General features: G+C 50.7%; 7 protein-coding genes. 6 read left to right on the top strand and 1 reads right to left on the bottom strand.

Annotated features, from left to right (window positions below; all coding sequences use genetic code 11):
* Window positions 1–74: 74 nt before the first annotated feature.
* Window positions 75–4,673, bottom strand: coding sequence for a DEAD/DEAH box helicase (locus tag ACN0YH_RS01800; protein WP_417377843.1), 4,599 nt, complete (start codon window positions 4,671–4,673; stop codon window positions 75–77).
* A 443-nt stretch (window positions 4,674–5,116) separates the two neighbouring features.
* On the opposite strand from ACN0YH_RS01800, the gene ACN0YH_RS01795 reads away from it, so the two are divergent.
* The 6 genes from ACN0YH_RS01795 to ACN0YH_RS01770 all read left to right on the top strand — a co-directional run bounded on the left by ACN0YH_RS01795 (window position 5,117) and on the right by ACN0YH_RS01770 (window position 13,781).
* Window positions 5,117–7,417 (top strand): NfeD family protein, encoded by a 2,301-nt coding sequence (locus ACN0YH_RS01795; RefSeq protein ID WP_417377842.1) that lies wholly within the window; start codon window positions 5,117–5,119, stop codon window positions 7,415–7,417.
* Window positions 7,418–7,744: 327 nt separating this feature from the next.
* The gene (gene rpsO / locus ACN0YH_RS01790; protein WP_145228993.1) at window positions 7,745–8,014 is read left to right on the top strand and encodes a 30S ribosomal protein S15; all 270 of its coding nucleotides are present in this window, start codon (window positions 7,745–7,747) and stop codon (window positions 8,012–8,014) included.
* Between the two features lie 55 nt (window positions 8,015–8,069).
* Window positions 8,070–10,205 carry a polyribonucleotide nucleotidyltransferase gene (locus ACN0YH_RS01785; RefSeq protein ID WP_417377841.1) on the top strand — a complete coding sequence of 712 codons (2,136 nt, stop codon included), beginning with the start codon at window positions 8,070–8,072 and terminating at the stop codon, window positions 10,203–10,205.
* Between the two features lie 141 nt (window positions 10,206–10,346).
* Window positions 10,347–11,081, top strand: a complete 735-nt coding sequence (locus ACN0YH_RS01780) for a sensor histidine kinase (protein WP_417377840.1) — start codon at window positions 10,347–10,349, stop codon at window positions 11,079–11,081.
* A 163-nt stretch (window positions 11,082–11,244) separates the two neighbouring features.
* Complete coding sequence (locus tag ACN0YH_RS01775; RefSeq protein WP_417377839.1) at window positions 11,245–12,675, top strand: sigma-54-dependent transcriptional regulator; 1,431 nt, start codon at window positions 11,245–11,247, stop codon at window positions 12,673–12,675.
* A gap of 377 nt (window positions 12,676–13,052) precedes the next feature.
* Window positions 13,053–13,781 (top strand): TetR/AcrR family transcriptional regulator, encoded by a 729-nt coding sequence (locus tag ACN0YH_RS01770; protein ID WP_417377838.1) that lies wholly within the window; start codon window positions 13,053–13,055, stop codon window positions 13,779–13,781.
* Window positions 13,782–13,798 lie beyond the last annotated feature (17 nt).

Here is a 13,798-nt window from a genome sequence, read left to right as displayed (position 1 = left end):
TGCACGAGCTGAGAAGAGTGTCTGACATTCTTAGTTCCGAAGTAATATTAATGGAAACGCCACATCTGCTCGTTTCAGAGAAACGAAGGACGCGGCGATTTTTTATCAGTGGGAATTGTCTCATTACCCGTGGGGATGAGCTGGTCTGCTGCATTAGACACGGATTGGGACGCCTCTTCCAGCTCAGGGGGGGAATTCTGATCCAACAGTTGCTGTCTGTTCAAATCCTGAACGGGAAGCCCGAATCCCAGAATCAGCTCCCGTTTCAATTTCTCCGAAACGTTCGTCAACAGAAACAGTTCTTCGTTCTTGGCCCAGGCAATCAGATTTCCATTCCACAAAGCGATGCGATTGGCGGGAGTCGCTGGGACGCGCGCATCTTTGGTCAGAATTCCTGTCAGGTTCAGCGGGTCGGTAGCGGACAGAATCGTCAACTCATCACCGGGTGGGGCGTCGCGTAATTTACGGAGTTCCTGAATTGTACCCGACATTGCAAATTGCTCACCCGCCACTCCGGTCACAAATCGCCCCCCTCGAATTTCCCCACGGGCTTCCAGGCGGCGATAGATCTGCAGCAATTCAAACCATCGCGGTGCGCCGGATTCCTTGGTCAGTAAATCGCGAAAGACCACACCCCAGCGTCTGATCAGCTGCCAGGCCCATTGCTCAACGTATTCAAAGTACTGCAGACTCCGTTCTTCCACTTCCTCGCTGGTTTCACGTCGCCAGATCGACCAGCGTCCGGTGTTGTTCGGCGTCGAGCGTTTACGAACCAGACCGATTCTTGATTTGCGGGATGACCGTCTCTGCCTGGTAGATCGATCTTCCGTAAATTGTCGCATGCCGGAAAAACTGTCTGAGGTGACCAGGCCGCGGGAGATGAGTTCTCCCAGTGAATCAGCAATCTGCGATGGCAGTGACTGAGTCGCCGCCATCAGGTCAGCGGCAAACAGGGCACCCCGTCGCGTTAACAGTTCCTGAACCTCCAGAGCGGGGCTGCTCAGATGGTGTTCTGCTTCGCTGTCTTCGAGATTCGATGAGACCTGATTGAAACAGGCCAGCCAGGGGATATCTTCTCTCAGAAAGAATGAGACCGGGGCATTGCGGGTGATGCCGGTCATCGATTTTCCCTGATCTGCGGTTCGGCGGGGAGGATACAGGCGACCCCAGCCCACTTCGCCTGTAAAGCAGAGTTCGTCCAGTTGACTGTTCTGATAATTTGACAAGCGGGCAGGCAGGATATCCCGTTCCCAGCAGATTGCCGGGATATCGATGCCTTGCAGCATCGAGAGGACTTCAAATAACCCGTTAGTGCCGGTCCGTTTTTCGTCTCCGGTCAGGCCATGCAATCTGGTCAGATATTGAATCAGCACACTCACATCCACAGGTTGAACCTGGGCGCGCAGACCCTGCAGTGTCAGACGATGAATGCGGGACAGCAGACGACGATGGCACCATTCTTTAGGTGGAGCAGGCGAGGTATCCCGTTTTGTTTCTGTAGTCTCAGACTCTTCCAGGCTCTGATCCCAGTTGGGATCTTTGACGCGGAAATAACCCTGCAGGGCGATGCCTTCGCCTTCCAGCGCCATTAAGGCGGCTTCGGTCTGAGAATCTGTCATACCCGCCTGATTTGCCATTTCGGCAACCGTCAGCGGTCCACAGTAATCCAATAGACCGCGGATGATCGAGGTGCGGGCTTCCGTTGATTCCCATTCCTGCTGCACGCCAGCGGGCACTTTGACAGGTGGAGCATGCTGGCTGTCCGGAAAGGCAGCCAGTGCCGCCGGCAGTCGTTCCGTGGCGACCCAGCTGTTTGCGGTCCTCTGTTCGGGAGAGATTTCCGTTCGGACCAGGGTGGTGGCCCGTCCGGTCGCTTCCAGCTCCTGATACCATTCAACCCATTCCGGATGTTCTTCCATGGGAAGATGAATGCGCCCCAGCAGTACGTCATGGAACTCATCGGCATTTCGGACGACAGGGTGCGCTTCCTGGCAGACCTGCGCGATTGCTTCGGGAGAGAGCCGACCCAGATCTTCCACACTTTCAACAGAAAGGGTATGCCGAGTCGCAACGGCGCGGGCGCGACGTTCCTGCGCTTCGCCTCCATCCAGAAAGGTATACGGGCTGGAATTGAGCAGTTCATAACAGAAGGGGGACGGTTCTCGGGTGTCGCGGGGAATGAGTTTGACTGCACCCTGTTCGATCTCCAGCAGAACATTTTTCAAGCCATCAATGTCGAGTTGTTCATTCAGGCAATCGTAAAGAGTCTGATCGACGAGGATATGATCGGGGCGGACGATTTCGCCAATTTCATTTTCAGGGCAACCTGTCAGACGCGGGAAAACTGCGGTTAACAGGTCTTCTGCACGAAAACGTTGTAACGGTGGTGGAACTTTTTTGCCGTTCTGCATGCGGGAGACCAGTAGCGCCCGCGTTACGTTCCAGCGCCAGCGCACGTGGAACATGGGATGATCCAGAATGGCTTGTTCAGAGAGTTGCTGCACATTCCTGGTATTGAGCATGGAAAACAGGCTCTCCAGCGGAAAGCTGTGCTGCGGTCCCAGTGAAAGAATGATGCCGTTATCGTCGGCTGTCGCCTGTAGTTCGAAATTGTAGGAGCGGCAGAAACGTTTCCGCATCGTATAACCCCAGGCACGGTTGATGTCACCTCCAAAGGGAGCATGGATTACCAGTTGCATTCCTCCGGATTCATCAAAGAACCGTTCAAATACTATGCGTTTTTGCGTGGGCACGATTCCCAGGGCTGCTTTCTGTGCCTGGAAGTATTCTACGATCTGCTTGCTACCCCATTCGTCGGTATTGGTTTCCTGTGAAAGCCAGAAGATCGCCTGTTCGGTATCTTCAATGCGTCGTTCCAGCTCTTCTCTCAAGTGCGAGATTTCCGTGGACAGTTCCAGGGATCGCCCCGGTGCTTCCCCAAACCAGAAGGGGATGGAAGGGGGCGCACCATGCGCGTCGACGACTGTGACATCTCCGCCGCGCACGTAACGTATCTGCCAGGATGTGTTACCCAGCAGGAAGATATCACCGGCCATACTTTCAACGGCGAAATCTTCGTCTACAGAGCCAACGACAGTCTGATCGTCTTCGGTCACAACGCGGTACGAAGCGATTTCAGGAATCGCACCGCCGTTCATGGTCGAGACGAGCCGGGCATTTTTGCGACTGCGGATGCGGTTCTGAACCTGGTCATGATGCAAATAAACACGACTGCGACCTGAAGTACTACTGATGCCTTCGCTGAGGAACTGGATCGTGCTGTCAAAATCGTTTCGCTTGAGATTCCGGTACGAATAGGCGCGAGTCAGGGTAGCAAACAACTCATCCGTGTTCCATTCCTGGCAGGCCACTTCCGCAGTGATCTGCTGCGCCAGGATATCAATGGGGGCTTCCGGCATGCGGACCGTATCCAGAATCCCCTGTTTGATAGATCGGACCAATGCCATACTCTCGATGAGCTCATCACGCGAGAGTGCAAAAATACGTCCTTTGGGAACCAGTCCCAGTGAATGCCCGGAACGACCGATGCGCTGCAAAAACGTGGCGATGCCTCGCGGGGAGCCAATCTGTACGACCAGATCGATGTAACCGACGTCGATGCCCAGCTCCAGCGAGGCCGTTGCAATTACTGCTTTGAGTTCACCGCTTTTCAGTTTCTGTTCGGTACGGTGTCGAATTTTTGCAGATAACGATCCATGGTGGCTGCCAACCACTTCTTCTCCCAGCCGTTCGGTGAGCTGGTGGGTGATCCGTTCTGCCAGGCGGCGGGTATTCACGAAGATCAAAGTACTGTGATGTGAATGGATCAGCTCGATAATCTGTTCCAGCACTTCTGCCCATTGTTCGTGGCTGCAGATCGCGCTCAATTCCGAAGGGGGAACCTGAATGGCGACATCCAGCGTGCGTGAATGTCCGATATTGACGATCCGACAGGTCTGCTCGGGATATTCACAGGCAAATTCCGAAGGGGGATCAGCAGTAATTTCAATTTCAGGTCGATTACCGACCAGGTATTGTGCCACGCGATCCAGAGGTTTCTGGGTGGCGGACAAGCCGATGCGCTGCAGGGGATGATCAACCAGGGCTTCCAGCCGCTCCAGCGTGATTGACCAGTGTGATCCTCGTTTGTCTCTTAATAAAGCGTGAATTTCATCAACGATCACCGTTTCTACTGTTCTCAGAGTTTCCCGGCTTTTGGGACCAGTCAACATTAAGTAAAGCGATTCAGGCGTCGTCACTAAGATATGCGGCGGTCGTTTGACGAGCGCGGCACGCTTCGAGGAGGGCGTATCTCCCGTTCGCAAACCGATCCGAATCGGCGTGAAGAGCAGGCCTGCTTCTTCCATCAGTTCGGAAATCTCTTCCAGCGGTTGTGTCAGATTACGGTGCATGTCGTTGGACAGGGCACGCAGTGGCGAAACATAGATGACGCTGGTTTCATCATCCAGGTCACCAGCAAGCGAGCGTTTTACCAGGCGGTCAATGACCGACAGGAATGCCGTCAGCGTTTTTCCACTTCCTGTCGGAGCCGAGATCAAAGTGTGCTCACCCCGATTAATACACGGCCAGCCCTGCTGCTGCGGTTCGGTCGGACCCTGAAACCGTTTCCGGAACCATTTTTCAATAATGGGATGATAGCCGTAAAATGACATGACTGTCCTTTGGAGTGCCGAATGAGAGTTGCCCGTCTATTGTAAGTGGCTGGTTACAATAATTTAACCTGTTTTCTTTGAATTTCTTCCGGTTTGGTATTTCCAGACGGGCAGGGGAGACAAATCGTCCTGAACTGTTCTGGCCGAACGGGAATTCTATTTGAGTGTCTATACCAGAAAAGGAGAATTGATGAAGTTTCTTCATCTTGAGGTGTTAGCAGGAAACAGTAACTTAATTCACTGCAGAAAATCGACTATAATTGCGGAAATGAATTGATCTGACTGGTGTAAAATCTCGTTAAAAAGAGTACACCAGATGATCAGTATCTGGCTATGATACAATAATGATAAATATCGAAACCGTTCCGGGTTCCATGGCGGCGTAATCGCCGTTGGAGCACAGACCTTGCATCTCTCATACTGAACACGGTGAAAGTCACACGATGAAACATATCAACCAGATGATACTGGCTTTTATTCTGGGACTGCTGGTGCTCAATGGGAGTTCAACTCTGTGGGCCGACCCGGCTCCGTCAGACAAGCCGAAAAAGCAGCCTGCAGAACAGCAAAAAAAGGCAGAGGCGGATGCCCCTCCTTCGAAGCCGGCATTGTTTATGACAATCGAGAGTCCGGTGGGGGAAGTGACCTATGGGAGAGTCACCAATGCCGCGTTGTCATTACAGAATGAGGCAGCCAAAACGGGGCAGAAAGGGTATTTGATTCTCAAAATCTCTCCCGGCTCCAGCCCGTTTCATCAGGTGCAGGGACTGGCCAAATTTCTGGCTTCCGCCCAACTGTCTGATTTGAAAACGATTGCCTGGATCCCGGAAACTGTGATTGGAAATAATGTCGTTCTGGCGCTGGCCTGTGATGAGATTGTCATGCATCCGGATGCGGAACTGGGCGACATCGGATACGGCAAAGCCCTGGATCGGGATGAACGCGAATTCGTGCTGTCTATTGTTGAGAAACGCCACAATGCCAAGCTGAGTCGCGCCCTGGCGCTGGGAATGATGGACCCGCAACAGGCTGTCCTTAAAGTGAAAATTCAACAAGGGGAGGGAGAAAACAGGCAGATCATATCCCGCATTGTGACTCCCGATGAATTAAAACGACTGCAGGATAATATGGCCGTCATTACTGATGTCGAAACCATCAAGGAAGTCGGATCACTGGGTGTCTTTTCCGGTAGCAAAGCCCGCGCCCTGGATGTGCTGGTCCAGCAGTTGGCAAACACACGTGGCGGACTGGCGGAACTGTATGGAATTCCCCGTGAAAAATTACGCGATGATCCCACCGTGGGAGATGCCCCCAAAGTCATGCTGATCAAAGTGGACGGGATGATTGAGCCACTGCTTGAGGCATTCCTGGAGCGGCAGATCAATCGAGCAATCAATTCCGGTGCCAATATGCTGGTATTTGAGATTGATTCAGGAGGCGGCTACCTGATGTCCGGCACGAATCTGGCAAATATGATCGCCAATCTGGATTCCCGACAGGTCAGAACGGTAGCTTATGTGCCTGAGCATGCCATGAGCAGTGCTGCAATCATCGCGTTGGGCTGTGATGAAATCTTCCTCGAACCAGGAGCTCAAATGGGAGACGCGGGCCCCATTGAATTGAAAGAAGGCGGTCAGTTCGAGCATGTTCCAGTCAAAATCCTGAGTTCACTACGGGTAACGCTGAAGGAGTTGGCAGAGAAAAAAGGGCGACCTGCTGCAATCTGTGAAGCGATGTCCGATAAAGATCTGATTGTCTATGAAGTCACAAACAGTAAAACCGGACAGATCTGGTACATGAGCGAAGATGAAATTCATCAGTCGAATGGCGAGTGGATCCAGGGACCTGCCGTGCCCGAATCACGGAAGGCGAATCTGTTAACCGTCAACGGCGTGCGGGCACATGAATTGAAAATTGCGGAACCTTCAGTTCGGGATCTGGATGAACTCAAACAGCGACTGGGCATTCCCGCTGATGTCAAGTTGCAAGCGGTGGGTCGTACCTGGGTTGATACTCTGGTTTATGTCCTGAATTCCCAGATTGTTACTTTTTTCCTGTTCATCCTGGGTGCAATATTTGTGTACCTGGAACTCTATACAGCAACAGGATTGTTCGGAATTATGTCAGCGGTCTGTTTTGGACTGTTTTTCTGGAGCCGCTTTCTCGGGGGAACAGCCGGTTATCTGGAAGTCATGATTTTCAGTATCGGGCTGATCTGTATTTTGCTGGAGATTTTTGTGATCCCCGGCTTTGGGATATTTGGTATTTCGGGCGGTCTGCTCGTGGCCACTTCGGTTATTCTGGCCAGCCAGACGTTTGGTGATTTTAACACCCTGCGACCCGGTTCTGATTTTGCCACCATGTCTCGTACGGTGGGGACCATGAGTGCCTCACTGGTGACGGTGATTGTCCTGGCGATCGTGTTAAATCGATTTTTACCCGAATCAAAGTTGATGAGTTCCATCGTATTGGCACCGCCGGGCGACTATCAGAAACCCTCCCCTCATGAGATCCAGCTGGATCCCGATCTGATTCCCGGCAAAGCAGGTTTAAAGGTCAAAGGTCTGCACCTGGAAGTTGGTATGCAAGGGGTGACCTGTTCCGTTTTACGACCTGCTGGGCGGGTTGAAATTGATGGCGTCTGGGTAGATGTCATTAGTGAGGGGCCGTTTATCCAGTCCGGCGCCCCGGTTGAGATTTCAAGTATCCAGGGGAATGAAGTGGTTGTTCGTGAAGTAACATGAATGTGGTAAAGGAATTAGGGTATTTGTCGTTTTCTGCAATCATGTGGGCTCATGTTTAGGTGTAGTGAGGTTGCAAAAAAACAGCCCGTCTGATTCTATTCAGACAGGTTTTTGTAATCGAGGTGTCGTATCCATTGAATAATCTATTCAAATTGCTACATTAAGTACCTTAAATACCCTGAAAGCTAGCGTAATAGCTTTGTTTTCTCTCGCCATTACCAGTCTCAGATGAAGTCAAGACACGGACGTAGTGGCTGTCTTTGCATTGGGTTTCCCCCGATCTTCTCTGTTTGTCAAGTGGTTTGTTTTAAAGGTTTAGGTTGAAGAATGTCAGTCACGCAGGAACGAAGAGCAGAATTGATTCAAGAATATCAGTCCAAAACAGGGGATACCGGATCTGCTGAAGTGCAGATTGCTGTACTTACAGAACGGATTGTTAATTTAACAGAGCATTTACGGTCAAATTCGAAAGATCACGCCAGCCGTCGAGGTTTGCTGCAGATGGTCAGTCGTCGCCGTAGTCTGCTGGATTACTTGCATAAGAAAAGTGCAGAAAGCTATAGGGAAATTCTGGAGAAGTTAAACATCCGAAAATAGTTTCGTTGTTTGCTCCTCTGTGTCGGTTTGTCGGAAAAAGAATTAGGAAAATATTGTGAAAGTAGTTGTTGAATGTGAGGTTGGCGGACAGAAACTTAGTCTTACAACTGGTCAGTTAGCGAAACAGGCAGCCGGTGCTGTTCTGGTTCAGTATGGTGAAACAGTCGTATTTGTTGCCTCTGCAACAGGGCCGGGAAGACCCGGAATTGATTTTTTTCCACTCACGGTTGATTATCGGGAACGCACAGCGGCCTCCGGTAAATTCCCTGGTGGATTTTTGAAACGTGAAGGTCGTCCTACGACCAAAGAAATTCTGACGGCTCGTTTAACCGACCGTCCTATTCGTCCGCTGTTTCCCAAGGGGTTTCACGACGAATTGCAGATCCAGTCCAACGTGATGTCCTGTGATGGCGTCAATGAACCGGATGTGCTGTCAATCAATGGTGCCTCAGCGGCACTCTGCCTCGCACCTGTTCCCTTCCAGGGACCTATTGGTGCTGTTCGCATCGGTCGTATTGATGGTGAGTTAATTGTCTTCCCGACTCACGAGCAGATTGCGGAAGGTGATCTGGATCTGATTGTGGCTGGAACCGTCGAATCGGTGCTGATGATCGAAGGTTTCGGAAACCAGATTCCGGAAGACGAAATGGCAGCCGCCATTATGCTCGCTCATAAAGAACTGGCAAAAATCTGCAAATTACAGCTGGAACTGCGGGAAAAAGCAGGGATCAAGCCCTTCGAATATGAAGCGCCTCCGGAAAATCCGTTTGTGGCCAAACTGGATGATGCTGTTTTCCAGAAACTGAGTTCTGCCATGCAGAATACAGTGAAAGCAGAGCGACGTGATGGTGCCAAAGCGATTCAGGAAGAACTGATTGCCAAGTTCTTCCCGGAAGATGCCGACACCACAGAAGACGGTGCCACCATTGGCGATTTCAAAGAAGCATTCCACGATCTGGAAGCCAAAGCAGTCCGTGAAATGGCGATCACCGGTCGTCGACTGGATGGTCGTGCCCCGGACGTTCTGCGGGATGTCTCCTGTGAAACAGGTGCCCTGCCGCGAGTGCATGGATCTGCCGTCTTTACCCGTGGTGAAACTCAGTCCATGGCAACCGTCACACTGGGAACCTCACGCGATAAACAGCGAGTCGATGGTCTGTTTGAAGAAGAACTGCAGCAGTTTATGTTGCACTACTACTTCCCCTCTTTCTCTGTTGGTGAATGCCGACCGATCAGGGGACCGGGACGTCGCGAAATCGGTCATGGTTGTCTGGCGGAACGATCTGTTTTACCAGTACTGCCGAACGAAGAAGATTTCCCTTACACCATCCGCGTGATCTCAGACATTCTGGAATCAAATGGAAGTAGCTCGATGGCTTCTGTCTGCTCAGCGACTCTGGCTTTAATGGATGCCGGTGTTCCTCTGCGTCAGCCTGTCGCCGGTATTTCCATCGGTCTGGTGACCAAAGGAAAAGAGTATAAGATTCTGACTGACATTATCGGTGACGAAGACCATTTCTGTGATATGGACTTCAAAGTAGCCGGTACTCAGAAAGGGATCACCGGGATTCAGCTGGACCTCAAGAATGATGGAATCAACGAAGAAATCATTCGGGCAACACTGGAACAGGCCAAAAAAGCCCGTCTGGAACTGTTGCGAACCATGCTGACTGCGATTCGTCGTCCTCGTGCAGAAATTTCTGCTTATGCACCACGCCTGCATCAGACCAAGATCAATCCCGAGAAAATCGGTCTGCTGATTGGTCCTGGTGGAAAAACGATTCGTGCGATTCAGGAAGAAACCGGTGCCTCCATCGATATTCAGGATGATGGTACAGTGACTGTTTCCGGTGGAAACGTTTCGATCGTCGAAAAAGCCATGGCTCATATTGAAGCTCTGACCGAAGAAATTCGCGTTGGTCGGATCTATGACGGTGTGGTCAGTTCGATTAAAGAATTTGGTGCTTTTATCGAAATTGCTCCAGGTAAAGATGGACTGTGTCATATCAGTGAACTGTCTGACGGCTTCGTCAAGTCGGTCAGCGATATCTGTAAAATGGGTGACCGTTTGCAGGTGAAGGTGATCGCCGTTGATGATCAGAATCGTGTTAAATTATCCCGTAAAGCAGTACTGGCCGAACAGGCTGGTGAAAGCAACGGAGATGTTGATAAAGAAGCAGAAGAAGAGTAAGAGAAGATTCTCTTTAATCTGAGAAAATAAAAAACGATGAAGGAGCTCGCCGTGAGATGACTTCATCGTTTTATTTTTGTAGATGCGGTTTCGGCAGTGGTTTGCCGAAGACCTCTTTTCCTGGACGATCTGGAATATTCTATGACAAGATCATCAGCCATAAATGACAGTCCGTTGAGCGTTGAAGAACGCGAGAAGTTTGAAGCGCAGTATTCCGAAATCGCGACGCTGGCAGGAGGGCTGGCTCACGAAATCAAGAATCCACTTTCGACGATGAGTATGAATCTGGAACTGCTCACTGAAGATCTGGAAACACTCGATGTTCCCTCAAAGCATCGAATGTTGAAAAAGGTAGAGAGTGTCCAGAAGGAATGTAAACACCTGCAGGATATTCTGGATGCCTTCCTGCAGTTTGCCCGGGTGGGAAAACTCGCCTTGAGTTCTGCCAGTCTGAACGACCTGGTGAGCGACTTTATCGATTTTTTCAGACCACAGGCTCGCGACGCGTCGATTGAAATCAGCCCGCATTTCGACGCCGATCTGCCTCAGGTTCAGGTGGATCAGGCATTGTTTCGACAGGTGCTGATGAACCTGGCATTAAATGTGATTCAGGCGATGCCCGACGGAGGGCTGATTGAACTACAGACATCGCATAAAGATGGCATGGTCTATCTCGACATCATCGATAATGGAAAAGGCATCGATGAAAAAGTGAAATCACGGATTTTTGACACTTTCTTTTCCACGAAGCCGGGGGGGAGTGGCCTGGGGCTGCCTACGGTCAAAAAGATTATCGATGCACATCACGGGACGATTGAATGTGAAAGTGAACCGGGAAGAGGAACCCGTTTCACGATTTCATTTCCCGTTTGCTGAACTTTGACAACTCCCGGGAATTTATTTGTAATTCTGACTTGAATATGATGGGGGCTGACTGGTCCGGCAGAAATCTGCTGAAATCAGCTTCTTTAGATTCAACTACTGTTCTCCACGGGAAAGAGTTTTCTCAACCAAACTGGAAAGGCAGAGAGTCCGCTCAATGAGCACGAAAGACGCCACGGGAACCGATCTGGAATCGATCGTCATTCGCGTATTAATTATTGACGACGATGAAGCCCATGCGCAGGCTGTAGCAGAAAGCCTGGAACGGGTTGGCTGCGATTGCAAAATAGCCACTTCCGGTGAACAGGGCGCCAAGTTAATCGAAAGCGAAACGGCTGATATCGTGATTACGGATCTCCGCATGGATGGCGTAGACGGGTTAGCGATCCTGCGGACTGCGAAAGACGAATTGCCGGATGCAGAAGTCATCGTGTTGACCGGGCATGGATCCATCAACTCAGCAGTCACCGCGATGCAATTGGGGGCCTATACCTACCTGACAAAACCACTGGATATCAATGAACTGCGCAATGCGGTGGAGAAGGCATCCACACGGGTGCGCCTGATGCGGCGGAACGCAGAACTACACCGACGCCTGGATGAAAAATTCGGTTTTGAAGGTGTCATCGGTAACACGCCACAGTTACATAAAATTGTCGATAAACTGAAAAATGTTGCTTCGACCAACAGTACCGTGCTGATTGAAGGAGAGAGTGGGACAGGGAAAGAACTGGTGGCCCGCGCAATTCATCAGAATAGCGAACGCAAAAGCAAGCCGTTCGTACCACTAAATATTTCCGCGTTGCCCGACAGTATTCTGGAAAGCGAACTGTTTGGTCATGAGCAGGGGGCATTTACCGGAGCGGTGGGAAAACGAATCGGGAAATTCGAACATGCAAACGGTGGCACTCTGTTTCTGGATGAAGTCGGCGAGATGCCGATGCAGACACAGATCAAGCTGTTACGTGTGCTGGAAGATCGAAAGATAGCTCGTCTGGGAACGAATGAAGAGATCAGCCTGAATGTCCGACTGGTGGCAGCGACAAATGCGGATCTGTTGGAGATGGTAAAAAAGGGCTCATTTCGCCAGGATCTGTATTACAGGCTCTCTGTTGTCAAAATTGAACTGCCTCCATTGAGAGAGCGACGTGGCGACATCCCACTGCTCACCGATCATTTTCTGAAAGAGCTGTCCTCGCAATATAATAAACCCTATGATGGGGTTTCGCGGGCTGCACGTCGTGCCCTGATGTCCTATGACTGGCCCGGTAATATTCGCCAGCTCAAAAATGCCGCCGAGCGAATGCTCGTATTGGATACTGATGGAATTCTGGACCTGGATGACCTGCCCGAAGAAATCGTACCGGTGTCAGGACCAGAGGGGGACAGTAGTTATACTTCAGATCGTTCAGGCGCTGATTTCCTGATTGGACGCCCGTTTTCGGAGGTCGAACGTTACTACATCGAACGCGCTCTCGACCTGGCGGATGGCAAACGGGAAGAAGCTGCCAAAATGCTGGGCATCGGAGAACGAACCTTGTATCGAAAGCTCAAGGAGTATCAAAAGCAGCGGGAAGAACAGACTTAGAACGCACCACATTTAAATAGAGCGGCTCTGAATCTCATCTACTCGGGCCAATCAGCCCTGAAAACGCTACACTAAAACTGGACACAGTCGAGTCTGTTTACGGCGCGTTTGATATTTCCTGAGGTCATCACTTGGCGCAACGTACGCATGCTTCCGGGGGAACCGTTCTGCTCGCACTGTTGAACCCCTTCCGAGACGAATGTCGGAATACCGGTTGTTATGATCTTGTAAATGGTATCTATGAAAAGAGATAGGTGCTGTTTCTATCTCTCGTTGAACAAGTGCCTTTATGAAGGTCCTCACGACAATTCCGGCATTCGAAATAAATGCGGTTAATATCTTGACAAAAAGTGACGATCCGTCAAAATGGTGATGTCATGAGTACCCGAGATCGAAAACAACGAGAAATTCAGGAACGCGAAGCGAAAATCCTGGAATGTGCGCGCCCGATGTTTATTGAAGGCGGGTATAACGGTCTGAATATGGACCGACTCACCAGTCTGGTAGAATACTCAAAAGGAACGATTTATAACCACTTCTCCTGTAAAGAGGAGATTATTATTACACTGGCGATTCAGACGCTGGAAAAACGATTAGCCATGTTTCAAAAGGCGTCTCTGTTTCAGGGAACCTCGCGTGAACGAATTGCTGCCATCGGTGCGGCCGCCGAACTGTTTGTGAAAACCTATCCCGATCATTTCTGTGTCGAACAGACGATTCGACTCGATTCCATCTGGGACAAGACTTCTGAAGAACGTCGCAATCTGATGTCGAATTACGAGCATCGCTGCATCGGAATTGTCGGCGGTATTGTGCGTGATGGCATCTCGCGAGGCGATGTGCATCTGGGAGATTCTGCAACCCCTGAAGAAATTGTATTCGGCCTCTGGTCACTTTCTGTAGGCGGTTATTCGATCATCACGACCAGTAATTCCCTCAGCGAACTGGGCATTTCGGAACCCTATGAAATGCTCCGCCGAAATTTTAATCGTTTTCTTGACGGAATTCAGTGGCAGCCACTCAGTTCCGAAGTCGACTATGATGCGGTTTATGACCGGGTCAGCCGGGAGGTGTTTGGAAATGAACTTCAGCAGAGCACGGTCTGAGTCGTTTTTTTTTGGAA

Source organism: Gimesia sp., assembly GCF_048262075.1.
Lineage (GTDB): Bacteria > Planctomycetota > Planctomycetia > Planctomycetales > Planctomycetaceae > Gimesia.
This window is presented reverse-complemented; position numbering and strand designations above follow the sequence as displayed.

Coding starts and splice junctions, on each gene's coding strand:
- ACN0YH_RS01800 (WP_417377843.1), bottom strand. CDS start 4,673: ATGTCATTTTACGGCTATCATCCCATTATTGAAAAATGGTTCCGGAAA.
- ACN0YH_RS01795 (WP_417377842.1), top strand. CDS start 5,117: ATGAAACATATCAACCAGATGATACTGGCTTTTATTCTGGGACTGCTG.
- rpsO (WP_145228993.1), top strand. CDS start 7,745: ATGTCAGTCACGCAGGAACGAAGAGCAGAATTGATTCAAGAATATCAG.
- ACN0YH_RS01780 (WP_417377840.1), top strand. CDS start 10,347: ATGACAAGATCATCAGCCATAAATGACAGTCCGTTGAGCGTTGAAGAA.
- ACN0YH_RS01775 (WP_417377839.1), top strand. CDS start 11,245: ATGAGCACGAAAGACGCCACGGGAACCGATCTGGAATCGATCGTCATT.
- ACN0YH_RS01770 (WP_417377838.1), top strand. CDS start 13,053: ATGAGTACCCGAGATCGAAAACAACGAGAAATTCAGGAACGCGAAGCG.